24 protein-coding genes are annotated in these 25,597 nt (G+C 41.4%); all 24 read right to left on the bottom strand.

Features of this window, described 5'->3' with window-relative positions:
- Positions 1 to 20 precede the first annotated feature (20 nt).
- Positions 21 to 380 (bottom strand): response regulator, encoded by a 360-nt coding sequence (locus tag BLT_RS0105640; protein ID WP_017726833.1) that lies wholly within the window; start codon positions 378 to 380, stop codon positions 21 to 23.
- 26 nt (positions 381 to 406) lie between these two features.
- Complete coding sequence (locus BLT_RS0105635) at positions 407 to 832, bottom strand: chemotaxis protein CheW (RefSeq protein WP_035425577.1); 426 nt, start codon at positions 830 to 832, stop codon at positions 407 to 409.
- Positions 833 to 876: 44 nt separating this feature from the next.
- Positions 877 to 2,916: a chemotaxis protein CheA gene (locus tag BLT_RS0105630; protein ID WP_017726831.1), complete on the bottom strand. Its 2,040-nt coding sequence runs from the start codon at positions 2,914 to 2,916 to the stop codon at positions 877 to 879.
- Between the two features lie 238 nt (positions 2,917 to 3,154).
- Positions 3,155 to 4,855: a sensor domain-containing protein gene (locus BLT_RS21495; RefSeq protein WP_017726830.1), complete on the bottom strand. Its 1,701-nt coding sequence runs from the start codon at positions 4,853 to 4,855 to the stop codon at positions 3,155 to 3,157.
- Positions 4,856 to 5,107: 252 nt separating this feature from the next.
- Entirely contained in the window at positions 5,108 to 5,923 is an 816-nt protein-coding gene (locus BLT_RS0105620) for an HAD family hydrolase (protein ID WP_017726829.1), read from the bottom strand.
- 11 nt (positions 5,924 to 5,934) lie between these two features.
- The gene (locus BLT_RS0105615; RefSeq protein ID WP_017726828.1) at positions 5,935 to 9,339 is read right to left on the bottom strand and encodes a UvrD-helicase domain-containing protein; all 3,405 of its coding nucleotides are present in this window, start codon (positions 9,337 to 9,339) and stop codon (positions 5,935 to 5,937) included.
- Positions 9,330 to 12,227, bottom strand: coding sequence for a PD-(D/E)XK nuclease family protein (locus BLT_RS0105610; protein ID WP_161603237.1), 2,898 nt, complete (start codon positions 12,225 to 12,227; stop codon positions 9,330 to 9,332). The genes BLT_RS0105615 and BLT_RS0105610 overlap by 10 nt, the downstream gene beginning before the upstream one ends.
- A 17-nt stretch (positions 12,228 to 12,244) precedes the next feature.
- Complete coding sequence (locus tag BLT_RS0105605; RefSeq protein ID WP_017726826.1) at positions 12,245 to 12,685, bottom strand: GNAT family N-acetyltransferase; 441 nt, start codon at positions 12,683 to 12,685, stop codon at positions 12,245 to 12,247.
- Between the two features lie 150 nt (positions 12,686 to 12,835).
- Positions 12,836 to 13,195 carry a DUF1516 family protein gene (locus BLT_RS0105600; RefSeq protein ID WP_017726825.1) on the bottom strand — a complete coding sequence of 120 codons (360 nt, stop codon included), beginning with the start codon at positions 13,193 to 13,195 and terminating at the stop codon, positions 12,836 to 12,838.
- A gap of 36 nt (positions 13,196 to 13,231) precedes the next feature.
- Complete coding sequence (locus BLT_RS23985; RefSeq protein WP_017726824.1) at positions 13,232 to 13,369, bottom strand: hypothetical protein; 138 nt, start codon at positions 13,367 to 13,369, stop codon at positions 13,232 to 13,234.
- A gap of 15 nt (positions 13,370 to 13,384) precedes the next feature.
- Positions 13,385 to 14,281 (bottom strand): arginase, encoded by an 897-nt coding sequence (rocF, locus tag BLT_RS0105590; RefSeq protein WP_017726823.1) that lies wholly within the window; start codon positions 14,279 to 14,281, stop codon positions 13,385 to 13,387.
- Positions 14,282 to 14,429: 148 nt separating this feature from the next.
- Complete coding sequence (locus tag BLT_RS0105580) at positions 14,430 to 15,755, bottom strand: ornithine--oxo-acid transaminase (protein WP_017726822.1); 1,326 nt, start codon at positions 15,753 to 15,755, stop codon at positions 14,430 to 14,432.
- A gap of 168 nt (positions 15,756 to 15,923) precedes the next feature.
- Positions 15,924 to 16,574 carry a phosphate signaling complex protein PhoU gene (gene phoU, locus BLT_RS0105575; protein WP_017726821.1) on the bottom strand — a complete coding sequence of 217 codons (651 nt, stop codon included), beginning with the start codon at positions 16,572 to 16,574 and terminating at the stop codon, positions 15,924 to 15,926.
- A gap of 237 nt (positions 16,575 to 16,811) precedes the next feature.
- Positions 16,812 to 17,600 carry a phosphate ABC transporter ATP-binding protein PstB gene (gene pstB, locus BLT_RS0105565; RefSeq protein ID WP_017726819.1) on the bottom strand — a complete coding sequence of 263 codons (789 nt, stop codon included), beginning with the start codon at positions 17,598 to 17,600 and terminating at the stop codon, positions 16,812 to 16,814.
- A gap of 14 nt (positions 17,601 to 17,614) precedes the next feature.
- A complete protein-coding gene (pstB, locus tag BLT_RS0105560) occupies positions 17,615 to 18,430 on the bottom strand; it encodes a phosphate ABC transporter ATP-binding protein PstB (RefSeq protein ID WP_017726818.1) in 816 nt (271 codons plus the stop codon).
- A gap of 18 nt (positions 18,431 to 18,448) precedes the next feature.
- Positions 18,449 to 19,336 carry a phosphate ABC transporter permease PstA gene (gene pstA, locus BLT_RS0105555; protein ID WP_017726817.1) on the bottom strand — a complete coding sequence of 296 codons (888 nt, stop codon included), beginning with the start codon at positions 19,334 to 19,336 and terminating at the stop codon, positions 18,449 to 18,451.
- Positions 19,336 to 20,271 (bottom strand): phosphate ABC transporter permease subunit PstC, encoded by a 936-nt coding sequence (pstC, locus tag BLT_RS0105550; protein ID WP_017726816.1) that lies wholly within the window; start codon positions 20,269 to 20,271, stop codon positions 19,336 to 19,338. Before pstC ends, pstA begins: the two co-directional genes overlap by 1 nt.
- A gap of 77 nt (positions 20,272 to 20,348) precedes the next feature.
- On the bottom strand, positions 20,349 to 21,260 hold the full coding sequence (locus BLT_RS0105545; RefSeq protein ID WP_017726815.1) for a phosphate ABC transporter substrate-binding protein: 912 nt from the start codon (positions 21,258 to 21,260) through the stop codon (positions 20,349 to 20,351).
- 477 nt (positions 21,261 to 21,737) lie between these two features.
- Entirely contained in the window at positions 21,738 to 23,198 is a 1,461-nt protein-coding gene (locus BLT_RS0105540; protein WP_026105001.1) for a SulP family inorganic anion transporter, read from the bottom strand.
- Positions 23,199 to 23,578: 380 nt separating this feature from the next.
- A complete protein-coding gene (locus BLT_RS0105535) occupies positions 23,579 to 24,313 on the bottom strand; it encodes an MBL fold metallo-hydrolase (protein WP_017726813.1) in 735 nt (244 codons plus the stop codon).
- Positions 24,314 to 24,360: 47 nt separating this feature from the next.
- On the bottom strand, positions 24,361 to 24,534 hold the full coding sequence (locus tag BLT_RS23980) for a hypothetical protein (protein WP_017726812.1): 174 nt from the start codon (positions 24,532 to 24,534) through the stop codon (positions 24,361 to 24,363).
- Between the two features lie 226 nt (positions 24,535 to 24,760).
- Positions 24,761 to 25,045 (bottom strand): 50S ribosomal protein L27, encoded by a 285-nt coding sequence (gene rpmA / locus BLT_RS0105525; RefSeq protein ID WP_017726810.1) that lies wholly within the window; start codon positions 25,043 to 25,045, stop codon positions 24,761 to 24,763.
- Between the two features lie 16 nt (positions 25,046 to 25,061).
- On the bottom strand, positions 25,062 to 25,391 hold the full coding sequence (locus BLT_RS0105520) for a ribosomal-processing cysteine protease Prp (protein WP_017726809.1): 330 nt from the start codon (positions 25,389 to 25,391) through the stop codon (positions 25,062 to 25,064).
- An 8-nt stretch (positions 25,392 to 25,399) separates the two neighbouring features.
- On the bottom strand, positions 25,400 to 25,597 hold a 198-nt coding region (gene rplU, locus BLT_RS0105515), incomplete at its 5' end, for a 50S ribosomal protein L21 (protein ID WP_017726811.1).

The raw sequence follows: 25,597 nt of genomic DNA, 5'->3' as shown, positions 1-25,597 counted from the left end.
TTTCATAAAAATAATTCTGATTAGCTTAATACTTTATTGATTGCTTCAAGTACACGATCAGCTTGGAAAGGCTTCACAATAAAATCTTTTGCTCCAGATTGAATCGCATCAATAACCATTGCTTGCTGACCCATTGCAGAGCACATAATCACTTTTGCATTTGCATCAATTGCCTTGATTTCTTTCAAAGCTTGGATGCCATCTTTTTCAGGCATAGTAATATCCATCGTAACAAGGTCAGGCTTTAGATCCTTATACAAATCAACAGCCTCAGCACCGTTTGCTGCTTCCCCTGCAATTTCAAAATTGTTTTTTGATAAAATATCTTTAATCATCATACGCATAAATGCTGCGTCATCGACTATTAATACAGATGCCATTGTTTATTCCCAACCTTTCTCAAAATCTAAGACTTCTGAATCACTTTTTCTAAGTTTAATAATGTAAACAAACGATTGTCTAGCTTTACGACTCCACGAAGATATTCCGCTTCAACACCACCCACCACTTCAGGTGTAGGCTCGATCTTTTCAGTTGGAATATCAATGACATCATTCGCTCCGTCAACGATAAAACCAATTTCTAGATTCTCTGTAGAAATCACTAGAATTCTTGTCGCTTCGTCATATTCCTTTTCCTCAATTTCAAAACGCTTTCTTAAATTGATAATCGGCGTGATGACACCGCGCAAATTCATAACTCCAGTGACAAAGGACGGTGTTCCAGGAATTCGCGTCACAGGCTGCATTCGTTCGATCGATTGAACATAGTCAACCTCGATCGCATATTCTTCATCCTTTAATTGAAAAACAATGACTTTTAAATTCTTCATTGTTACAGTTTCACTCGACAACGTCTTCGGCCTCCTGTCATTGGTTACTTAATCAGTGCATTCGTATCGACGATTAGCGCTACTTGTCCATTTCCTAAAATGGTCGCTCCAGAGATGGCAAACACTTCAGTTAAGTAATTACCTAGCGACTTTAATACAATGTCATGCTGGCCAATAAGGGAGTCGACAACGAGCCCAGCGACTTTTTCACCTTTATGGATAATAACAAGGGAGTAAAAGTCTTCTTCGACCTCTCCACCTGGCACCTCAAAAATATCTCGTAAAAAGACGAGCGGTACCACTTTTCCGCGGAAATCAATCACTTTTTGGTTATGTGCACTGTATACATCATCTTTAGAAACAATCGCCGTCTCAACGATGGATGATAATGGAATCGCATATTTTTCATCTTGAACTTCAACCAACATAACATCGATGATTGATAATGTTAACGGAAGCTGTATCGAGAATACCGAACCTTGTCCAAGTGTTGAATTTACAGAAACAACACCGCCTAACGATTCGAATGTGTTTCGAACCACATCTAATCCGACCCCGCGACCAGACACATCCGTTATTTTATCAGCTGTGCTAAAACCAGAGGCAAATAATAGGCTGAACACTTGCTGATCGCTCAGTTTTGCAGCGTCTTCTTCTGTTACAATTCCATTAGAGATAGCCTTTTCCAATACTTTATCCCGATTGATACCGGCACCATCGTCTTCAATTTCAATAAATACATTGTTTCCACTATGAAATGCCTTTAAAATGACTGTGCCTTCTTCAGGCTTCCCGAGCTGACGACGCTTCTCTGGCGTTTCAATTCCATGGTCAATCGAATTGCGTATTAAGTGAACAAGAGGATCGCCAATTTCGTCGATAATCGTACGATCAAGCTCCGTCTCCGCACCAATGATCTCGAGATTCACCTTTTTCTTCAAATCCTTGGAGAGGCTTCGAACCATACGTGGAAAACGATTGAAAACTTGCTCGACTGGCATCATTCGCATGTTCAAGATAATTTCTTGCAAATCACCTGAAATTCTAGACATGCGTTCCACCGTTTCGTTCAATTCACTATTTTTTAACTCGCTTGCAATTTGCTCTAAACGGCCCCGGTCGATAACGAGCTCCTCAAACAAATTCATCAATACATCCAAACGTTCAATATTCACACGAATCGTTTTATTCGCTTCTGTCGCCTTTTTTTGTGTCCCGGTTCCATTTTCTTTTTTCACTACATTTTGTTTTGCTTCATCTGAATTTGGATCTGTTTCTCGTTCTTCCACTGCTTGCTTTTCTTTCGACCCAAGCTTTTGTACATCTATCGGTTGAACGATTACCTCGACAATCTCTGAAACTTTTAAAATTCGCTGCTTGATTTCCTCGGCATCTTTTTTCGACAAAACCGTAACAAGAAAGCTTTGATCAAATTTCTCTTCTTCTAACTGTTCAGCGGGAGGATTTGATTTAATCACTTCACCGACTTGTTCTAATACTTCAAAAACCATAAAAACACGGGCAGCCTTTAGCATCGCATTCTCGTCAAGCGACACCTTAATTTGATAAGCCATGTATCCTTGTTCTTGAGACTGCTGTAGAACGGTTAATTCAAACTCGTCATAATTTTCCTCAAAGTTTTCGTTGGATGATTGAGGTTTTTCTGCGATTTCTTCTACAGCAACCGTCGCAGCAACTTCTGACTCCCCTTTTTCAATAAGCTCCAACATTCTTACAGCATCTGTGACATCCCTTTTACCATCGCCACCGCTTGAAATGTCAACAACCATTGCTTCTAGGTCATCTACCGCCGCGAACACCCCATCCAGTACAGCACTCGTTGCCTGAAGCTTATGATTTCTTATTAAGTCAAGTACATTTTCCATGTTATGTGTTAAGTGAGCGAGGTCTTCAAAGCCCATCGTTGCTGCCATCCCTTTAAGTGTATGGGCAGAACGAAAGATCTCACCAACAATCGATAAATCATCTGGTTCATTTTCAAGCTTTAATAAATTATCATTAATTGCTTGTAAATGCTCTTGGCTTTCATCAATAAATACGTCTAAATACTCAGAATTAATCAAGACCTTTTTCACCTCGATATCGTGATAAACCGAAAGGAGCACGTTTGATTATTTTTACCTAAATCTTCAACTAGTAACATCTCTTACATCATAGCATAATTTTTAAGTAAATAAGCATTTCTTCATAGAAAAATTGGATCATTCATGGTTCATTATGTCATTGTTTTTAAAACATGTCTTCCTACTCATTAGATTTTTTCGATTCCTGCCATTAAAATTATTCAAAAGTTCTAGAAAATCACTGGTTCCCAATGCTTTTAAGAAACGCTATGTATTCGGAGGTTGTCAGGGGCTTTGAATAGTAATAGCCCTGGCCAGTATCACAGCCTTGCTCTCTTAAAAACGCAAGCTGTTCTTCATGCTCCACACCTTCCGCAATAACGGTAAGCTTTAGCAGGTGCCCAAGATTGATAATCATCGAGATAATCGCCTTGCTATTATTTCCATTTTCTAAGCTGCGCACAAATGATTGATCGATTTTAAGCTTATGAATCGGAAGCTGGCTAAGGTATTGAAGGGAACTATAGCCTGTACCAAAGTCATCTAAGCTGATTCGTATCCCTATCTCTTTCAAGCGGGATAGCACATGAAGGGTTCTTTCAAGATCGATGGTTACACTTTCTGTTATTTCAATTTCTAGCATAGAAGAAGATAAGCCCGTTTCTTCCAATATTGATTCAATTACCTCTACAATATTTTGCTGTAAAAATTGCCGTAAAGATAAATTAATAGAAATCGGTACAGCTGGAAACCCTTTATCTAAAAAAATACGTTTCTGTTTGCACGCTTCCCGTAACACCCACTCTCCTAGCGGAAGAATGAGACCCGTTTCTTCAGCGATAGAAATAAATGCACTTGGGCTTAATAGACCTAATTGCGGATGGCGCCATCGAACAAGCACCTCTTCCCCACTTAATGTAGCCGTTTCTAAATGAAATTGTGGTTGGAAGTAAAGCTCAAATTCACCTCGTTGAATGGCTTTTCGTAAAGCATTCTCCATATAAAACCATTCATATAACTTGCGTTTCATATCATCTGCATATAGCTTATATGTATCACTACCAGAAGATTTTGCACGGTACAGCGCCGCATCTGCAGCTTTTAACAATGCGTCTGTTCCATTTCCATTGTCAGGGTATAAGGCAATCCCAATACACGCGGTAACTGAAAACTCATATCCATCAATGAAAAGGGGCTTTTTGATCTGTTCCTGAATCCGTTTTCCTACTTCTATTGCAACGTCCCCTTCCACAATTGTAGGAAGCAAGATCAAAAACTTGTCGCCTTCCATTTTCCCAAGAAATTGCTCTTTTTCGAGCGCCATTTTTATGCGCTCTCCTATTGTTTTTAATGCCCAATCTCCATATAAATGACCTAACGTATCATTAACATGCTTAAAGCGATCTAAATCTACTAGGAGCACCGCTACTTTCCATTGGTCACCTTGATTCATTTTCCCAACAGCACGTTCTATCTGTTCACGCGCCATCCGTTCATTTGGCAATCTGGTTTTTCCATCCTCATTTGCCAATCGCGTCATTTCTCGCTCAGCCATTCGACGTTCTGTTATATTTTGAGCTATACCGATAACTCCATTGACCATTTGATCATGACGCTTCGGTATGAGGGTTACGTGGAAAAACAACCCCTCTCCATTTTCACAGCGAATTTGACTTTCGAACGTTTTGGTTACTCCGCCCATGGCAGCGTTAAGAACGCCTGCAGCCTCTTGCTTACTCTTTTTCTCTACAAGATCTAAAATGCTCATGCTCAATAACTTTTTTTCATCATATTTTGTCATTGAAAGCATCCCGGGATTGACTCTTGTAAACTGACCAGCTTTATTCAATACGAATACAGCATTGGTGTTATCGTAAAACAACGAATGATATTGTTGCTCCCAATCAGATAACCGTTTTTCAAACTCAGAATCGTTCATAGCTTTCGCGCTCTCTTTTCATCAGAATTTGAATTGCTACATCGTTCGTTTGATTTTACCATAACTTATCATTCACTGTCGTATCGCCTCACTCCTTTTCTGTGATAAGGGGACGGAGCTTCAGTACAAGTTGGTGAAACAATGAAGCACTTCCGCTCACACCGCCTTCATTGAAATGGTGTACAGTATAACCAGACGAACTCATTTTCATCCCAGTGGGAAGAGCGAGCCGCTCATGTAGGTTTCTGTGCCTTAAAAACAATTGATAATACTTTTTACAATTGTTAGTTTTTCATCAGTATAGCTTGTTTCTCTTACTGGTGTAATATAAATACCATTCATTCCTAGACTAAGGGCTGGTGCAATCTCATTCAAAAAATTATCTCCAATTGAAACACTCTCTTTCGGATTCGCTTTATACAAAGACAGCAACTGTTCAAAAAGGTCTTTCGTGCGCGAAGGTTTTTTCGCAGACGTGATGATGTGCTCAAAAACACCTGTTAGATGAAGCTCTTTTAATAAGCGCTGTACGTCTTCGCGGTCACTATTTGTCAGTAATACGATGTTTGTTTTTTCCTTCAAAAAGAGAAGCCCTTCTTTTAAACCAGGGAGGGGTGTTAATTGAAAAGCGTCCGTCACCATATACGCTTTGGTTGCCAAATAGCTAGAGTAACAATCAATGACACCATAATGCTTTGCTGTAACAAAGGGAAGCCACCAGCCGTCACCAATCGCAATGATTTTTTCAAAATCAAAGACAACCGCATCTGAATAAGTGGACTCTCTTGCCTCCTGACTCCAAGCTTTTCCCGTCCAATCCTGTGCATCTGTAACGAGTAAAGACATTGGATCGACGGTTAAAATCACATCCCTTTGCATGTCGTATCCTTTGCCGATTTGCACTGTATGCTGACCAGCTTTCATTTTTTCGTAATCATCTTTAAATGCCGCTCGCTTTTCCCTGTTCACCTTTTTCATTAAATGCTCTGCATAAAAGTCAAAATGCTCCGTTCCTTCATACAGTGTCCCATCCAAATCAAAGATGACGAGCTTATACTTGTCCAACATAAGAATCTACCTCATTTTCTTTCTATTTGTTCATACTCGCTTCGGTTAGCATTCGTTTGCCGTAAGTGGACAAGCTTTCGAATCGCCTCACGAACCTCTTCCTCTGCTCCTTTTTCTTGGGGCAAAATATGAAGCGGCTCCTTTTTATCTCTTAAAACATACAGACAGAGGGACCCGACAGCTTCACCTGTTTCCTGTTCATAAGCAAGCTTATACAAATAAAGCTGAGGCTCATAGTATGAAAAAAGCTCTTTCCCTGATCTCCAAATTTGATTGGTTTTAAAATCAATCAAATGGGCTTTTTCATCTTTCCGAACGATTTTATCAATTTCTCCTACAATCTCAGCACCTTCAACTTCAACTGAAAATGACCATTCATTTGCCACAGGCTCACCTAACTCAGCAATGATGCCATCATGATAGTTCTCCATTAATTCGATCATTTCATCCCGATATGCCTTTTCTTCCAACTCTTGTTCACTAGATGCAATAGCTTCCTCAATCGCTTCTTCTGTTGTAAACCCATAATCTCGCAGTTCACACGCACGGTGTACCAGCGTCCCGAGTGTGCTCGGTTGAACTGGACTAGCTTTCGATGTTTCTCCATTTGCTTGAAACAATGAATGAATGCCTAGCACATACGTTTCATAATATAAAGTGGGGCTCTTCATAAATGTCATCAATTCAGAAACAGAAAACCGTTCAATTTTGGGAGAACGGGCCATAACAGGTGGAAGGGAGTGAGTTTGCTCTTCTTGTTGCCAAGGGTTCTGTTCATCCACATGTGCTGTATTAAGCATAGCCGTTTCCAAAAATGGATTTTCGTCTCGCGCTTCTTCAATAAAGCTTAGCCAAGAATGACGAGACGAAGATTTGGTCCCAATCATCAACAAATAGTCTTTTGCTCTTGTTGTCGCTACGTAAAAAAGTCGTTTCGTTTCTGCTAACGCCTCTTCCTCCCCTTGCGCTTTCACAAGAGCATAACCTGGTGACTCATACTTTTTTGGGCTTTCTTCCTCTTCTTCCTCATATTCATACTGCAAAACAATTCCTTGGTTTAGATCAAAGCGAACTTTTCCTTTGTCAGAGCGAGGACGCCGACCAAGCTGTGGCAAACAAACAATTGGAAATTCCAGCCCCTTTGATGCATGAATGGTCATGATATGAACGGCGTCCCCTTCCTCTAATTCGATTTCTGCTTCGCCTTCTTGAGAGACAAGAGTCTTTAATTGTTCCAATTTTTCTAGAATATCCTCAAGTACTAACATTCGCCATGACACGATTTCACGAATGAGCTTCTCTACATTTTTTACTTTTTGCACGCCATTATGCTGAAGAAGTAACGCTGTTTTTAACCCACTTGCTTCAAAAAGTAAATGTAAATGGCTTGAAAGTGTCGGTTGTGCTCTGAATGGTACCCATTGCTCAAGCCACTGATTGATTTTATCAAAGGCCTTTTTGACCTTTAAAGACAATTGTTCATTGTGAGCATAATCCCCCTTCAGTACATAGTCTGGTAGCGTCTGCTGCTCCTGAAGCTGCAGCTGCACCCCAAGTAAATCATCTAGCGTTAATCCAAAAAGGGGACCGCGTAAGAGTGAAAAAAGGTACAATGATTCAAACGGGCGATTCAGCCATTGCAAAATGGAAAGGAAATCGGTTATTTCTTGACGTTCGTAAAAGCCAACTCCACCATAGACAATGTATGGGATTCCTTTCTCTGTTAATGCTCGTTCAAGCTGAAGCAGATGAGTACGAGCCGGAATTAAAATCGCCATATCCTGCCACCGTGGTCGCTGCCAACCCCACTCTGTAAAAACACGAGGGGTTCCACTCCTCATCATTTCAACAAGTCGATTGGCAAGCATCTCTGATTCTCCTTGCCCTTGCTTTCCCTCTTCCTCTTCAGTGTTTTCTTCAATCGCAATCAGCTCGACTCGTTGTTCTCCTTCTTTCTCACTTGGTCTTGCTGGAACCAATGGAACGTAATCCATTTGGTCAGAAGTTTCATCCTTAGATGCCATAATTGAGGTAAACAGCGAATTAATCACATCAATAACAGGCTTTGATGTGCGGTAATTGGTGCTCATCTCAATGTATTCAGCATCCTCACGCTTCTTTGCTTGCTCCCCAACCTCTCTCATCAAGCTCACATCGGCCCCTCGAAATCGATAGATGGATTGCTTTTTATCGCCGACAAGAAATTGGTAGTCAGGCTGGATATGACGAAGCACTTCCATTTGTAGCTGGTTTGTATCTTGAAATTCATCAACCATTATGTGCCGAAACTGGAGGCGACAAGCTTGTTGTATCGCCGTTTTTTGCAAAAGTATGACTGCTTTTTGCTGGAGATCAGAAAAATCGAGCATTCCTCTTCGTTGCTTTTGTTCTTCGTATTCGAGGTGGAAGTGCTGTAGGACGCAAAGAAAATGATCCAGAACGTGTACGAGATGAGGGGCAATGACCGTCGCACTCGAAAAAGACTTCCACTGTTCCTTTAACAGCTTCCAATGAGTTTCATAGATTTCTTGAAGAGGGGGAGCTTTTTCTGCCCAGCTTTTATGGCCACGCCCCGGCATCATCTGTTCCACTTTTGCTATGTATTCATCAGGTCCCATGTCTGGATGAACAGACGGATACAACGCTTTTATTCGCTCCACATGGTCTTGCATGGATTTTGTTAATCCAGATAGTCCCGAAAAAGCCTCTACACACCCCTTTGCTTTTTCATGGAAAGCCATGATCATTTGTTTCTTTTGTGTTTGGAGAGCATCCTTTTGCTTTTCAAGCATTTCTCTCCCATTGAGGCGCGCAAAAATTTTTGGGTCAGAAGACAGCTCTCGAATCCGGCCATAGAGAGCTTCGATTGATTCAATCAGCTGACCTTTTGAAAAAATTTGAAGCAGTAGATCGAAGGATTCGCCAAGGCTTGAACGTTGAAATAAATCCTTCAAAATGCCTCGTTTGACTAACATCGCCTCCTTTTCATCCAAGATCGAAATACGTGGAGGAAGGCCTGCTTCCATCGCATATTCTGTGAGTAATTTTTGACAAAAGCTATGGAACGTAAGGATTGTTGCCCGGTCCATCTTTTCTTTTTGTACTCGCCAAAATTCGGCTAATTCTCCTTCACCATTCTCCACTGCTTCGTTCATTCGTTCATGAAGCCGTGAGCGAATCCGATCTTTCATCTCTCTTGCTGCTTTTTCAGTAAAGGTAATGGCCACAATTTCATCCACTGTCGCCCCAAAATGTCCAATCCCTAAGCTTTTCTCTTTCCATTTCTGTTCACACACATAAATGTACCGTTCAGTTAAAACTCGGGTTTTTCCTGAGCCTGCTCCAGCTGACAATACAACAAAAGGCTTATGAGAAAAAATGGCTCGTTCTTGTTCCGTATTAAATGTTAATCCCACGCCGCTGCTCCTTTCTCAACTTGCTCATCGGTTACACGACACACTGATTTATATGGACAGCCTTTCGCACAATCAAGAGGCCGGACGGAAAAATCTTCATTCATTCCATTCCATAATTCTTCGATCCGGCTCGTTAGCTCATATTTTTCTAAAAAGCTTGCTTCCCCTAGATCGTCCTCTCGATTTTTACAAAAGCTTGACACTTGAAACCTTGACCCTTTTCCTACATGCTCTGTTTTCCACACCCCGTTATTAGAGCGTTTTTCAGGGTCTCTAAGCGAAATATACGTGGCACCATGGGCCGTTCTTCCGTTGTCCATTTGATTTTTTACCGCCATAAGATAGAGTGGCAATTGAAGCTTAAGACCTGAGGGCACATGCTTTGATATCTTTAATTGTGCTTCTCCAGTTTTGTAATCATAAACGACAAAGCCTTCATTATCTGCATCAATGCGATCAACTTTTCCCGTCAATGTTAGCGTTCGTCCACCCGGTAGCTCAATCGGAAAGCATACTGTTCGTTCAAGGGCGTAAATCGCCATTGTCGCCACATCAGGATGATCCCAAAAATGCTTCCGTTCAGCCGCCCACCATTTTTTCAGACGTCTGCTCCATTCCCTTTTTGCCAGTTCTAAATCGAGTCTAGATATCTCTAAGCTCGCCTGCTCAATCCCTTGCCATAATTCATTAAATCGATCCATTAACATCTGAAACGCCTGCTCTTTTACCTCTTCAGATAACGAACCGAAGGAGACACCGATCATATTCATGTTTTTGTAGAATGCCTCGATTAGCTGATGGACGAGCCTTCCGAGATCAAGGGGAGAGATTCTCTCTTGCTGCTGCAACGGCTCCTTCACTTCAAACACTCGTTCCATGGCATAGCGAAATGGACAGCGTGCATAGCTCTCTAGCTCTGTAATAGCGACGACATCTTTACGGGCGAGGCGATCGACAGTGATTTTTTCCTCCCCTGTTTCAAGGCGCCTTACATTCGCTTGGAATGCCGTTAGCTCAGGCGTCATTTCATCAAGCTGATCTCCCTTCCCAAGGAGATAAGCACCTTTAAACATTTGATCGGTTTTAGAAGCTGCATTAGCTCTACGCATTCGCTTTTCCCATGTCCATTGATGATTTTCTAAATAAAGATATGGTTCAAGATATGGAGAAGGCAGCAATGGGTTTTCTAGATTTACGCCTTTGACATAGGAAAAGGTAATCGTATCGGCAAGGTAAAAGAGCTGTTGAAAATAAGCATCCTGTTTTTTACGAGAGGTTGCTTGAGTAGGACGGCCATAAGGGATTGGTAGCTGATACAATTCTTTTTCCTGCATGTATCCACCTAATTGATGCTGTGCAGGAAAGATGCCTTCATTCATACCAATGACATAAAGGTGGGTGCCTTTAAAGAGAGCAACATCTCGCCATGTATGCACAGCTAAACCGTGCGGATCCCCTCGTTCGATCGAAAAACTCGCCTTCTGAGCGGTATCGAAAAGCCACTCTTGAAACAGCTCGAAGCGAATCGAAAAGGAGCTCAAGCCATTGTCGATAAATTCGTCGTGTTTTTCTTTTATCACTTGTAAAAGAATCTGCAGGGCACGATATTCTGTGGCGAGTTGCTTTGCCACAAATGTGTTGTCTGTCATCGCTAATGCAGTCTCCAAATGTGTTAAAATGCCGCTTTCATGAATTCCCTCTTCAAGAAGCTGCAAGAAATCAATAAAACGACCTTTTTTCTTCCATTTATTTTGCGTCAATGCTGTAAACAATTGACTTACTGAAGGATCGATAACTTTATTGGTTCGAATAAATTCTTCTTTTATCATCATGAACTGTCTCCCTGTAATAAAGAGCACCTTCATGACCTGCTCAAGCACCGGCAATTGCTCCCACTTCGTGGAAAAATGTGGAGCACGTAACCAAAGATCAAGTAAACCGTACATCTGCGTATCCCCTACTTGCTGCTTTCTTGGCACTTGAAGAGGGATGTCAAGCTCCTTTGTCAAACGTTCAAGCTCCACACGTTCTTGCCTTTCATTCACAAGTAATACACCATATAAGTCGTAAGGTTTTTCTTCCTCAATGATATCGTGAAGGACCCCGTACAGCTGCTCTTCTATTGTCGAAGCCGTCCTTAGCTGAATCGTTTCAGTGATGGGCTTATCTTGGTCTCGTTCTGAGGCTCGGGCTTCAACAAAACCAATTTTTTTAAGCTGGGACATCGTATCTTCTAGTATCGACGCGGCAAAGCTTGCTGGCAAATAAATCGTTATCGGGATATTCGCCTCAACAAGTGCTATTAGCAGCTTATATTGCAGTGGGCTAAAATCGTAAAAGCCGTCAATAACGATACCACCGATTGCCCATGGATGGCGATTTTCCTGAAGAAGCTTGGCCCCTTGAAGGATTCGATTTTCTGGATCAAGTAAGCCGCGCTCTTCTATGGCTTGCTTCTCATACTTCGAAAACAATGGCTTTAACCGCTCAAGTCCACTTGCTCCCTCTTCAACCGTTAATCCTAATCGCTTTATTTGTCCATAAGTATCGGCATAACCATTCACTTTGCTGTAAAATGTCTCTTCTTCCTCTGCTTCTTCGGAGAGGAGGCCGTCCTCCAAAAACTGTTGAAACCACAACGTTCGTTCCTCTTCACCAATCGCTATATAAGAATAATTGGCTTGCTTCAAAACGACCTCTGCTACATCGTCAAATGTCGTAAACTTCATTCCTGGCTGCCGCTTCCGAGCCGTTTGTAGCCACTGAGTGGATGGAAGCAAATAATAAAGTGGCTTTCTCTCCATTCGTTGCCAGTCAAACCACTTCTTCAACCGTGGCTCAGCTGCAATCTCTTTTAAATGCGATCGGATGATTTGATGCTGTGACATGATCTTCACCTCATTTTTCATGATTTCATCATATCTACATGTGGAATGCCATCCTCATCATACACGTCAGAAATTTCTTGAAAGCCAAATGAACCATAAAAGGCACGCAAATAGGTTTGCGCTTGAATTTTCACCTTTGTTTCATTCAGGACCTCTGTACAATAGTTAAGGGCTCGTCTAAACAGCATTTTTCCAAAACCCCTGCTTCGATCTACTGGATTGACAATGACACGTCCAATCGAAGCTTCGTTATATTTACTACCTGCTTTTAAAATTCGTGCATATGCCACAAGTCGTCCATGCTCCCATGCACATAAATGGACGGCATCTCGATCAAAATCATCAAGCTCTTGATAAGGACAAGTTTGTTCTACAACAAAAACATTGATTCGCAGTTTTATGATTTCATATAGTTCATCTAAAGATAACTCTTGAAACGCTTTAAGCTGCCATTCCATCTCGTTTCTCCCTCCACACTAACCTGTCTGGTTTCTTTTATTTTATCATAATCACTCTACGCCCTTTATTCATTTCCACAATATTACAGAATAAGGTGCACTTATTTGAGACAATGAAAAAAGGCTGACAAAAAAGTCAGCCTCTGTCAGCTAAAAACGAATGACGCCAAAGCCCATAAGAACGACAATGACGAGTAGAATAATGAAAGCGAGCCAATAGGTTGCTGCTTTGCCACCTAAGGTTCCTTTCGCTGTACGGACTAAAATCATCTCGATCACGTAAATCAAAGCAATCGCCAGAATGCCTTTTACAATGTACATGGCAGCAAAATTATACGCAATGAGCGAACCAATACCTGTGATGATCATAATGAGATAGAAAAGGCGCACAATCATATGTACAATTTTTCCTGCTTTCCCTTTCCCTGTTTTTAGTAAGAAGTAACTAACGAGAAAGAGAACAATTAATACCGCCCAAGAATCGCGGTGAATCGTAAGTAATACATCCATTATCTATTATCCTCCTTTCACATGATGTATCCACATTCAAAGCCCCTCTCCATTATAATCAAAATCTTCCCGGAAGCCTAATAAAAAGAAAGAGCACGTCTTACAAGACTGCACACGTTTCAAATCAAAAACAGCAACTGGAGCAGATGCTTCACTTTTTCCCTGTTGACTCATATAAAAAGCCTCCTACTAAAGGAGCTTTTCACCAAATAACGAGCCAATGAGCGCAACAGCCACTTCTGCTGTTTTATTTCGTTCATCTAATATGGGATTTACCTCTACAAACTCAGCAGAGGTAATGATGTTCGCCTCAGCTAGCATTTCCATCGCTAAATGACTCTCTCGATAAGAAAGTCCGCCAATCACAGGGGTTCCTACACCTGGCGCATCATTAGGATCTAGCCCATCAAGGTCGAGGCTTAAGTGAACCCCGTCCATTCCCTTTGTCACATGAGCAATCGCAGCTTCCATCACAGCAGTCATGCCAAGTCGGTCAATTTCATGCATCGTAAAAATGTTGATGCCTTTCTCTCGAATGTATTCCTTTTCCCCATCATCCAACGACCGAGCACCGATAATAACGATGTTTTCAGGCTTGATTTTCGGAGCGAATCCACCAATTGTCGTTAGAGCCTTATGACCGATCCCAAGACTCACTGCAAGAGGCATACCGTGAATATTTCCAGAAGGAGACGTTTCTGCTGTATTCAAATCACCATGGGCATCATACCAAATAACCCCTAGATTTTTTCGGTGCTTTGTTACACCAGCTAATGTTCCAATCGCAATGCTATGATCCCCACCGAGAACTAAAGGGAAATATCCATCTGCTTGTATTTTTTCGATATGCTGACGTAATAAATCATTCGCTTTAACCACTTCACCTAGGTTTTTTAAATTACTATGCTCCGCTTTTACTTCGCCTGGATGGTTAATTGGAATGTCGCCTAAATCATGGACCTCAAATCCGAGATTTTGCAAGCGCTGCGTCAAACCTGCATACCGGATGGCACTAGGTCCCATATCGACCCCACGACGGTTTTGTCCTAAATCCATTGGAACACCGATAATGCCTATTTTTTCCATAATCTCTCTCCTTTGTCTGAAGCAGACCGTTGGATTTCTATAGAAAAACGATGTACTCACCTTCATCTTGCCGAATCATTTCAAAGGTGTCAATCTTCTGACGATAAGGCAAGGTAGTAAACATTCTACCACCTTACCTATCCTTACATTAAGAAGTGAACACCGCTCGAATTTTTTCTAATGCCCATTTTAAATCTTCTTCAGCAATCACCAAAGGAGGTGCGAGGCGGATGACATGATCATGGGTTTCTTTGCAAAGAATGCCTTGTTCTTTTAAACGTTCGCAATACGGTCGTGCAGGCACACGGAGCTCAATACCAATAAACAGACCGCGCCCTCTTATTTCTTTAATATCAGGATGGCTTACTTTCGCCAGCTCTTCCATCACGTAATGTCCGAGCTGATGGGAACGATCCACAAGTCCTTCTTCTTCCATCACCTCAAGTGAAGCAATCGCCACTGCACAGGCTAATGGATTTCCACCGAATGTCGAACCGTGGGAGCCCGGTTCGAATACTCCTAACACATCACGATTTGCCGCCACGACTGAAATCGGTATGACTCCTCCACCGAGAGCCTTACCTAAAATGTACATATCCGGTACCACGACCTCCCAGTCACTTGCAAAAAGCTTTCCTGAGCGACCAAGCCCCGCTTGAATTTCATCAGCGATAAACAAAATATGATGACGGGAACAAATCTCACGAACCTTTGCTAAATACCCATCAGGAGGGATAATGATGCCTGCCTCTCCTTGAATCGGCTCAACAAGAAAAGCAGCTGTGTTTTTTGTAATCGCTGCTTCTAAGGCAGCTGCTTCCCCAAACGGAATCACCTTAACCCCTGGCAGCATCGGTCCAAATCCCCGTTTGTATTCTGGGTTCGAAGAAAGGGAAACCGCCGTCATCGTCCGACCGTGAAAATTATTTTCACAAACGATGATCTCTGCTTGGTTGTCTTCAACACCTTTCACATCATATGCCCAACGCCTTGCTGCTTTGACTGCAGTTTCCACCGCTTCAGCGCCTGTGTTCATTGGTAGCACCATCTCTTTTTTCGTCAGTTTTGCCACTTTTTCATAAAAGGGCCCGAGCTGATCATGATGAAAGGCTCTAGAGGTTAACGTAATCCGGTCGGCTTGCTTATTTAGCGCTGCAATGATTTTCGGGTGACGGTGTCCTTGATTGACAGCTGAGTAGGCACTTAGCATATCCAGATATCGGTTTCCTTCAGGGTCCTCTACCCAGGCTCCTTCTCCTCTTGAAATCACAATCGGTAGAGGGTGATAGTTATGCGCCCCATACTGCTCCGTTTGTTTAATTATCTCATCTGATCGTGTCACTGGAATCGCCTCCTTGTTCCTCTCTTCATACTTTATGCAAGAAACAAGCCAAGTTAAACGTAAAGAAAATGGAAAAAACAATACATGCCGGTTTTCACTGTTCAGCGATGTTTTTATCGCTAAAAAGCGCATCTTATACATCCCATTTTATACTAAAAATAGACGAAGAAAAGGTTTGTGCTCCATTTTTTAAGTACAATCAAGAGCCTCCATGTAAAATGCATTCCTTCCCTTATAATGAAGGCTATTGACATAAAAAAAGAGACCATTGCTCACAAGCAGACGATCTCTTCTTCTCCGTTAGTTTAAATCAAAATGCTTTCCGTTTACCTCATAGACTACCCATTCACCTAGGTTGGTTCCGTAATCTGCAATTCTCTCAATGTAACGAGCGATAAAGGCTAGCTGTGTGACCTGCTCAGCATCATGCTTTGAAACCCCTTCACGGAACAACCCTTTAATGAACTCACTGAATAATGTATCGACCTTGTCATCTAAGGTGGCGAGCTTTTGAGCCGACAGAATATTGCTTGTTTTATAGGCCTCAAGCGCTTCATTCAGCATAAATTTTGCCTGCTCTGCAATTTCTAATAGAGCCTCTCGCTTCTCTTTAAAAACGGTGACGTCTAATCTCCTTGACACCTTAGCCATGTCGACGGCTAAATCACCGACTCGTTCTAAATCACTTGAGATTTTCAAGGCGACAATTAATTTACGTAAATCAGAGGCCACTGGCTGCTGTTTTGCAATTAGGAGAAACACCTCATTGTTAATGTCTAATTCAAGCTTATTAATTTCTTTATCTTCACGGATGATTGATTCCTTTAACTCCGCATCAGGATTTGAAATCGCTTCGATTGCTTTGTTTAACTGTCGTTCCGTTTCTTTTCCCATGAAAATAATTTTTTCTTTAATTTCATCAATTTTTTGATGGAAAGAGGTTCGTAGCATGATTTAACCACCTAACTTGTTTAAAATTTCTAGTACAAGGAGGACAATAGCAGTTTTAAGAAAAATGCTCACCACCACACCAGTTTTATCATTCATGAAAACCAGCTCTTCAAGTAACACGGAGAACTCTTCTCAATCAAAAGGGAGGCTTCATTGTTTCATTCAGTTGAACTGACGCCCTACCTCTTTTTTCAAAAAAAAAGAAAAAAGGCTTCAGTATTGTCCGATCAACTCGCTTTAACCGAATTGTCCAGTAATGTATTCTTCTGTTTTTTTATTTATTGGACTTGTGAAAATTTGATTCGTCTCTCCGATTTCTACTAGCTCTCCCATGTAGAAAAAGGCCGTTTGGTCTGAAATCCGTGCAGCTTGCTGCATATTGTGGGTCACGATCACAATCGTGTAGTTCTTTTTCAGCTCACTGATTAATTCCTCGATCTTTGTCGTAGAAATCGGATCAAGAGCAGAGGTCGGTTCATCCATTAGCAATACACTTGGCTCTGTAGCAAGGGCACGCGCAATACAAAGACGTTGTTGCTGACCACCAGATAACCCCATTGCGTTTGCATGAAGACGATCCTTTACTTCATCCCATAAAAAAGCATTTTTTAAGCTTTTTTCGACAATTTCATCAAGAACTTTTTTCTTTTTAATCCCATGTACCTTCGGACCATATGCTACATTCTCATAAATCGATTTCGGAAATGGATTCGGTTTTTGAAACACCATGCCGACCTTTTGACGAAGGTCAACAAGATCCACTTTTGTTGAAAGCAAGTTGTTGCCTTTGTAATTAATTTCTCCTGACATTTTTACAGAAGGAATCATGTTAATCATTAAATTTAGTGTTTTAATAAACGTTGATTTTCCACATCCAGAGGGCCCAATAATTGCCGTCACCTGTGACTCATCAATTGAGAAGGATATATTTTTTAATGCATGCTGCTTTCCGTACCATAAATTGAGATCTTTCACCTCATAGACAGTGTCTACGCTTTTTTTTCTTTCGACCATTGTCGCGTCCATCTCCATCTCCCTCTCTATCCAAAGCGTCCAGAAATATAATCTTCAGTTTGCTTTTCTTTCGGATTGACAAAAAGCTGGTTTGTGTCACTGTATTCAATCAGTTTTCCGTTCAAAAAGAAGGCTGTTTTATCTGAGATCCGTGAAGCCTGTTGCAGGTTGTGTGTGACGATGATAATTGTATAGTCCTTTTTCAGTTCTAAAATCAATTCTTCAATCTTAGCTGTGGCAATTGGATCGAGAGCAGAAGCTGGTTCATCTAATAACAAGATGTTTGGCTTCATTGCAAGTGTTCTTGCGATGCAGAGACGTTGCTGCTGTCCACCTGAGAGGGACTGCGCTGACTCATGCAAGCGATCCTTCACTTCATTCCAAAGGACAGCTTTTTTCAATGATTCTTCCACTATGCCGTCCCATTCTTTCTTTTTTACCCCATGGAACCGTAAGCCGTGGGTAATGTTTTCATAAATGGATTTTGGGAACGGATTTGGCTTTTGAAATACCATTCCAATTTCTTTACGTAATGCGACAACATTAATATCATCCCCGATTAAATTAATGTCCTCATACAAAATTTCGCCATCGCAGTAAGAAGAAGGAATCAAATCATTCATCCGGTTAATGCTTCTCAAAAACGTCGACTTTCCACATCCAGATGGCCCGATTAAGGCTGTTACTGAATTTTTTTCAATTTCAAAGGATACATGTTGAACGGCATGCTTTTCCCCGTAATAAATATTTAAATCATTGATTGTTAAAATATTTTTATTTTGAACGGTTCCCTGCGCAGTTTGCACCTCATCACTGTTTTTTTCTACAGTTAAAGTTGCCATACTTGCTCACCCCTTTTATTATTTTGAAGCTGTTAATTTCTTATGAATATAGCGTCCTAGCCAACGAGCAAAAAGATTAAACAACAAGACAGCAATGACAAGTACCGCTGAAGCTCCATCTGCAATTTCACGCACGTCTGGCACAAGTCCCTGAGTATTCACTTTCCAAATATGAACGGCTAGCGTTTCAGCAGGTCGAAAAATATTTAATGGTGATGTCTCAGAAAACGGGTTCCAATCCGCCCAATTCAAACGAGGCGTCGTTAAACCTGCTGTAAATAGAAGGGCCGCCGCTTCCCCAAATACACGTCCAGACGCAAGGATTGCCCCTGTTAAAATCGATGGGAAAGCAATTGGAACGAGTACCGTACGAACAGTATCCCAGTGAGTAATGCCAAGGGCAAGACTCGCTTCTTTTTGATCACGAGGTACGGAGCGAATCGCATCCTCACATACACGAACCATAACTGGAAGGTTAAACACAGTAAGAGCTAATGCCCCACCAATAATTGAATAGCCCCAGCCTGTAATCGTGACGAACAATAGCAAACCAAACATTCCGATGACAATCGATGGTAGAGAGGCAAGGACTTCAATACAGCTACGAATAAAATCTGTTACTTTACCTGGCTTCGCATATTCGGCCATGTAAATTCCGCCACCTAAGCCGAGCGGAACGGTAATGAGCATCGTTAAAAATAAAATATAGAACGAGTTAAACAGCTGGGGTCCAATCCCTCCGCCAGCCTGTATTGAACTTGGAGGCGTCGTTAAAAAGGCAAGATTTAATTTTGAAAAACCATTAAATATAATATAACCAAGTAATCCTGCCAAGATTGATACAATGATTACAGCCATAAAAAGAAAGACGCCTGTAGCTAATTTATCTGTTGTTTTTGAATTCATTAAAACGTCCTCCTTGCTGAAAGAAACCTAATGATAATAATGAAAATATAAGACATAATTAATAAAATTAAGCCGAGTGACCATAGCACATTATTATCAACACTTCCTTGAACGGTATGCCCCATGTTTAAGGTAATAATTGTCGTTAATGTAGCAGTTGGATCCATTAGCGATTCAGCAATCGTTCGGGCGTTCCCAATGACCATTTGCACAGCAAGTGCTTCCCCAAAGGCACGAGCCATTCCAAGTACAACTGCTGTCAATAACATCGGTAACGCAGCAGGAACGAGCACGCGATAAATCGTTTGCCAGCGAGTTGCTCCTAAAGCAAGAGAAGATTCTCTAAACCCATTCGGCAAAGAACGCAATGCATCAGTAGCAATACTAGTAATCGTAGGTAAAATCATAATCGAAAGAACAATCATCCCGGCAAGTAAGCCAAACCCTTGGCCACCTACATGTTCTCGTAAAAACGGCACCACGACTGTAAGACCTATGAATCCATAAACAACCGATGGAATCCCAACAAGAAGTTCAACGACAGGCTGTAGAATTCTTTGCCCCCAAGCTGGAGCAATTTCCGTCATAAAGATGGCAGCCCCAATCCCGAGTGGAGCTGCGACAAGTGCCGCGAGGATAGTAACGGCAAACGAACCGAAAATAAATGGCAGAGCCCCATACGATGGTCCTCCATTCGCTTCACTTCTCGTTGGATTCCAGTCCAAGCTGGTTAAAAACTCAATTGGACTTACACCATTTACAACAAAAGCCTGTAATCCTTTTGAAAACAAAAAGAACGTGATAGAAAGTGTGGCTAAAATAATGATTGACGCACACCCATATACGATGAATTTTCCTTTTCGTTCAATTTTTTCAGCTGAACGATTATGTTTTTTTAATAATCGATCTCGTACAGTATGACCCTGCACTTCCATATTAGCTCCCCCTTGCGCTATTACAGCGTAACAGGGTAAATCTCTGGAAAAGAGATTTACCCATCCTTATTCGCCTATTACTGAATCTCAGTTTCGTTACCTTCTGCATCACGCTCAACTTGCATGTTTGTTGCAGAGATATAACCCATTTCTGGGACGATGGTGTTTTGAACTTCGTCACTAAGCATAAAGTCTAAAAAGTCTTTTGTTAAACCCTCTGGCTCACCATTTGTATAAGAGTGCATGTAAGCCCAAATTGGGTACTCACCTGATTGAACATTTTCATCAGTTTGCTCAACACCATCTACAGATAGTGGAGTAACTGTATCATCTGTATAATAAGAGAACGCTAGGTAGCCGATTGCACCTTCAGTCTCTGCGATAATTTGTTTAACCGTGTTTGAAGAGTCTTCCGTAATTCCTTCAGCTGTTTCAGCGCCATCTAACCCATATTGTACAAAGATAGCGCGAGTACCTGAAGAATCAGGACGATTCACAAGCACAATTTCAGTATCACTTCCACCAAGCTCTGACCAGTTTGTCACTTCTCCAGTGAATACACGAATTAAATCTTCTTTTGAGATATCTTCAAGTCCAACTCCAGGGTGTACTGCAGGACCCATTCCTACTACTGCGATACGGTGATCAACTAATGTACTTCCGTCAACTTCTGGTTTTTCTTCAACAAAAACATCTGAGTTCCCAATATCAACAGCGCCATCCGCTACTTGACTTAACCCTGTACCAGAACCACCTGCTTGCACTTGGATACTGGCCCCCATGTTTTCATTCATATAAGCATCAGCAGCTGCCGCAACTAATGGTTGCATTGCACTTGAACCAGAGATTACGATTGAACCAGATGCTTCGCCTTCAGCATTGTCTGTTCCAGTATCATCTGATGCTGGCTCTTCACTTCCACCACATGCTGCAACAAATACCATTAATGCTGACATGACCAAAAATAACAAGACCTTTTTACCGTACAATGAATTGTCCTCCCTTTTTCTGATTGGAAATTGTATGAAATTGTGTAGGCACCATGTCCCTCTTACATTTGTTAGTATAGTATCGGAATATTAATCCTATTTATGCTTAATGTTAAGGTTTTGTAAATCCAGGTCGAAATTTCGTATAAAAGCCTAAAATTTATAAAAAATAAGCAATTAGCCTATTTCCTCAGTTGTTGAAGACTTCTGTTTCTTTTAATGAATATCGTAAATTCATCAGCTATCTTTATAGTTTTTTGTTTTTTAGAATCCTTCATACATTGACATTCATTAGGATGATTAAGAAAAGCAAAAGCGCCTTGGTCCCTCTCTAAGTGCTAAAAGCCTGTTAATGGGTTGCCAGGTTTTAAGCAACCAACTGGCTAAAGCAACTACCACCACATTCAATATAGAGCCAGTTATCCTTGCTTATAAAAAAAAACGACTGTGCTAAGACACAATCGTTTTTTATATTCATTAATGACCTGAAGCTTTTGATAAACCGCCCACTTTTTGAAAGAGCTGTTTGCTTTCCGTATTCAAGCCAGTAAAAGTAACAGGAATATTGTTTTGGTTAAACTTCATTTCGATTTTATCTAACGCCCCAACAGCGGAGTCATCCCAAAGGTGGGCTTCTGTTAAATCAATTTCTACTTCTTTAATGTTTTCCTTGAAATCAAATTTCTTTATTAACTCAGAAACAGAGGCAAAAAAGATTTGACCTTGAAGCTTGTATATTTTCTTTTGTCCATGTTCCACAAGCTTTTCTTCCACATGAACCTTGGAAATTTTTGCAGCAAAGAAAATGGCACTTAATAACACACCTGCTAATACACCAATGGATAAATCGTGCGTAATGACAACGGTCCCTACTGTAACGACCAATACGGCTGCATCTGTACGAGGAATTTTATGGAGGGTACGTACAGAATTCCAATCAAATGTGCTAATTGATACCATAATCATAACACCAGCAAGGGCCGCCATTGGAATTTGCGCAACGATGCCCCCGAGAACAATAATCAGGAACATTAAAAATCCGCCGGCAACAAGGGCAGAAAGCCTTCCTCGCCCACCCGATTTAACGTTAATCACCGATTGACCAATCATGGCACAACCAGCCATTCCACCGAAAAAGCCTGTAACGATATTAGCAACCCCTTGTCCGCGACTCTCCTTATTTTTATCACTGTCGGTATCTGTCATATCATCGACAATTTGTGCTGTTAACAATGACTCAAGCAAACCGACGATTGCCAGTGCAAGTGAATATGGAAAAATAATCATCAATGTTTCAAGATTAAATGGGACAGATGGAATCAAAAATACCGGCAGTGACTGTGTAAGTGTTCCTAAATCACCAACTGTACGAACACCAACATTCGCAAAGATGGCTATCGCTGTTACGACGACAATCGCAACAAGGGTGGAAGGAACGGCAGTGGAAATTTTCGGGAACAGATAAATGATAGCAAGTGTCAAAGCAACAAGGGCGTACATCACCCAAGTTTCACCGACAAAATGCTGAATCTGTGCCATAAAAATCAAGATTGCTAATGCATTGACAAAGCCAACCATCACAGTTCGTGGAACAAATTTCATCACGGTTGCTAGCTTAAAAACACCAAATAAAATTTGTAGCACACCTGTTAAAATCGTGGCCGCTAACAAATATTGAAGTCCATGATCAGCCACTAAGTTAATCATCAACAGCGCCATGGCTCCTGTTGCAGCGGAGATCATACCAGGTCGTCCACCAACAAAAGCGATGACAACGGCAATACAAAAAGACGCGTAAAGACCAACCATTGGATCTACGCCAGCAATAATCGAAAACGCAATCGCTTCAGGGATAAGGGCTAAAGCGACGACTATTCCTGCGAGCACATCCCCTCGCACATTGCCAAACCACTCCTCCTTAATAGATTGTATATTCAATCGTGCACCTCTTCTCTATTAAATTTTTTTCTGACTTTTGACTCTCACAAAAGTCGGGTCCGTTTTTAACATGAGCATCTTAACATGAGTCAGCTTATTTTCAAAACGCCATGTAAGCGCTTATCATCCTTTATTTTCTTCAAATTTCTCAATTTATCATTAAAATTCTATACACTTTATGAAGTTCAAATAGTGCAAGCTCCTTGAGCCGAGACAAGTACTAGAAGCCCCGTCAATGTGTTGCTAGGTTTTAGGAAACCATTGACAGGCTGAAGCAACCTCAAGTGACTTGGAGACGAAGCTAGGCAGCGTTTAAGGGTTTAAATGAAAGACAAAAAAAGCTTCTCCTAATCGAAATAGAAGAAGCAAAATTATTTTTTTTAGCCTTCATTAGTCCAGCCTAGCCGAGCAACGGAAATGTCTCCATGATAAATTGTAGCAGTTTCATCCCGTAGCTGCTCATGATCACCAGCATGGGGAAGATGCGTTAGTAATAGTTTTTTTGCCTGCGCTTTTGTTGCAAGCTTTCCCACATCATAGCTATTCATATGACCGAATTGAGCTACATCTTGACTCCCGTAGCCACTACATTCAGCAATGAGTAAATCACACTCATGGGCAAATGTTGCTAATTCCTCCATGTAGCTTGAGTCTGCTGTATAGACGAACGACCTTTCTCCATCTTCAATACGCATGGCATAACAAGGAACAGGATGATTGGTCAGCAAAAAAGTAAAAGAGAACGGGCCAATTTGCAATGGCCCTGTATCACTGTACGATTTTGCCTCAACCACATTGCCATATGCAAGAGATTGAAAGGATGCCTCATCTTGTCGATGCCCGTAAATGGCCGCGTTTTTCATTGTTTTTCCTAAAGAATGTTGAATGATTCTCGCATAATGAAAAACGCCAATATCCGCCTTATGGTCATGATGGTAATGGGAAAGGACAATTCCATCTAGCTGATCGAGGGAACAAAAACGTTGCACATTGCTTATGACTCCACTACCACAATCAAGCAGCAAGTGATAGCCGTTTTTTTCAAGTAGATAGCCAGATGTCGCTTCTCCTTTTTCTGGATACCCATGCCAATAGCCAACTACTGTGATTTTCATGTCAGAACCTCCAAATGTAAAGCATGATGCGCAAAGAGTAGGTTGGTTTATGAAGAGCTTGTATGTTCTTTCATGTAACGAATTTTGGCTCGCTCAATGATTAACGTAATTTCCGTGATGAGCTTTTTTGTTTCTTCCTCAGACTCTGCTTTGTTCATGGCATCCTGAAGCTGTTTCACAACGTCCAATTCATCTTGAGTCAAATATTTGAGGTTGCTCACCTGCTTACTCCTTTCTAGTCTTATTTCTTTGTCGATAAAATCGAAATGGGCCAAAAGGAATGTAGGGTGCAAAATTGTATAATTCTACTATACCACAGGCAAGAAGTAGCACAAAATAAAGCACAGACCTCCCGTAGCGTGCCGACTCGAGCTAATGCGGTGACCAATGCTTTTTAAAAACAGTAAAAAAACGCACAAGCCCAAGGCTTGTGCGTTTTCATTAAAATTATTGAGCAACTGGATAAACGCTCACACGCTTACGATCACGACCAACACGCTCGAATTTCACGACGCCGTCGACTTTCGCAAAAAGTGTATCGTCTCCACCTTTTCCTACATTCACACCAGGGTAAATGCGTGTTCCACGTTGACGAACAAGGATGGACCCGCCAGTAACAGTTTGGCCATCAGCACGCTTTGTACCAAGACGCTTCGCGATAGAGTCACGACCGTTCTTTGTACTACCTACCCCTTTTTTCGATGCGAAAAATTGAAGGTTCATTTTTAACATAGGATTCACCTCCTAATTATTTCTCAATGGTTATGTGCTCACTGTACTCATCAGCAATGGATTGAAGCGATACCTTCATCCCTTCGAGTAGGAGCTGGACTTTCTCAAATGTCGCACCATCTAATCCATCTGGCACACGACAGCGGAGAAATCCACCTTCCTCTCCCATTTCCGTTTCAAGCTCGATACCACAAAGCTCCGCAATGGCATTCACAGTACCGATTGAGACGGCTGAGACGCCTGCACAAACCAAATCGTATCCATACGGACCAGCATCCGCATGTCCGCTCATTGTAAATGAGAGAATATGATGATGTTCATTACGTTTAAATGTAACTACTATCATCGCACACCTTACGCGTTGATTTTTTCAATCACAACTTTTGTGTAAGGTTGACGATGACCTTGCTTACGACGGTAGTTCTTCTTCGCCTTCATCTTGTAAACGATGATTTTCTTGTCACGACCATGCTTTTCTACTTTAGCCGTTACTGTAGCACCCTCAACATATGGAGCACCAACTTTCACATCATCGCCACCGATCATTAGAAC

The organism is Halalkalibacterium ligniniphilum (genome assembly GCF_000334155.1).
Lineage (GTDB): Bacteria > Bacillota > Bacilli > Bacillales > Bacillaceae_D > Halalkalibacterium > Halalkalibacterium ligniniphilum.
This window is presented reverse-complemented; position numbering and strand designations above follow the sequence as displayed.

Excerpts from the sequence above, each read along its gene's own strand:
- pstC (WP_017726816.1), bottom strand. The coding sequence starts at position 20,271 with ATGGAAGTGCAGGGTCATACTGTACGAGATCGATTATTAAAAAAACAT.
- BLT_RS21495 (WP_017726830.1), bottom strand. The coding sequence starts at position 4,855 with ATGAACGATTCTGAGTTTGAAAAACGGTTATCTGATTGGGAGCAACAA.
- pstB (WP_017726818.1), bottom strand. The coding sequence starts at position 18,430 with ATGGCAACTTTAACTGTAGAAAAAAACAGTGATGAGGTGCAAACTGCG.
- BLT_RS0105610 (WP_161603237.1), bottom strand. The coding sequence starts at position 12,227 with ATGTCACAGCATCAAATCATCCGATCGCATTTAAAAGAGATTGCAGCT.
- BLT_RS0105600 (WP_017726825.1), bottom strand. The coding sequence starts at position 13,195 with ATGGATGTATTACTTACGATTCACCGCGATTCTTGGGCGGTATTAATT.
- pstB (WP_017726819.1), bottom strand. The coding sequence starts at position 17,600 with ATGGACGCGACAATGGTCGAAAGAAAAAAAAGCGTAGACACTGTCTAT.
- phoU (WP_017726821.1), bottom strand. The coding sequence starts at position 16,574 with ATGCTACGAACCTCTTTCCATCAAAAAATTGATGAAATTAAAGAAAAA.
- rpmA (WP_017726810.1), bottom strand. The coding sequence starts at position 25,045 with ATGTTAAAAATGAACCTTCAATTTTTCGCATCGAAAAAAGGGGTAGGT.
- BLT_RS0105605 (WP_017726826.1), bottom strand. The coding sequence starts at position 12,685 with ATGGAATGGCAGCTTAAAGCGTTTCAAGAGTTATCTTTAGATGAACTA.
- BLT_RS0105620 (WP_017726829.1), bottom strand. The coding sequence starts at position 5,923 with ATGTTGGACAAGTATAAGCTCGTCATCTTTGATTTGGATGGGACACTG.
- BLT_RS23985 (WP_017726824.1), bottom strand. The coding sequence starts at position 13,369 with ATGAGTCAACAGGGAAAAAGTGAAGCATCTGCTCCAGTTGCTGTTTTT.
- BLT_RS0105640 (WP_017726833.1), bottom strand. The coding sequence starts at position 380 with ATGGCATCTGTATTAATAGTCGATGACGCAGCATTTATGCGTATGATG.
- BLT_RS0105535 (WP_017726813.1), bottom strand. The coding sequence starts at position 24,313 with ATGAAAATCACAGTAGTTGGCTATTGGCATGGGTATCCAGAAAAAGGA.
- pstA (WP_017726817.1), bottom strand. The coding sequence starts at position 19,336 with ATGAATTCAAAAACAACAGATAAATTAGCTACAGGCGTCTTTCTTTTT.
- BLT_RS0105635 (WP_035425577.1), bottom strand. The coding sequence starts at position 832 with ATGAAGAATTTAAAAGTCATTGTTTTTCAATTAAAGGATGAAGAATAT.
- rocF (WP_017726823.1), bottom strand. The coding sequence starts at position 14,281 with ATGGAAAAAATAGGCATTATCGGTGTTCCAATGGATTTAGGACAAAAC.
- BLT_RS0105580 (WP_017726822.1), bottom strand. The coding sequence starts at position 15,755 with ATGCGCTTTTTAGCGATAAAAACATCGCTGAACAGTGAAAACCGGCAT.
- BLT_RS0105520 (WP_017726809.1), bottom strand. The coding sequence starts at position 25,391 with ATGATAGTAGTTACATTTAAACGTAATGAACATCATCATATTCTCTCA.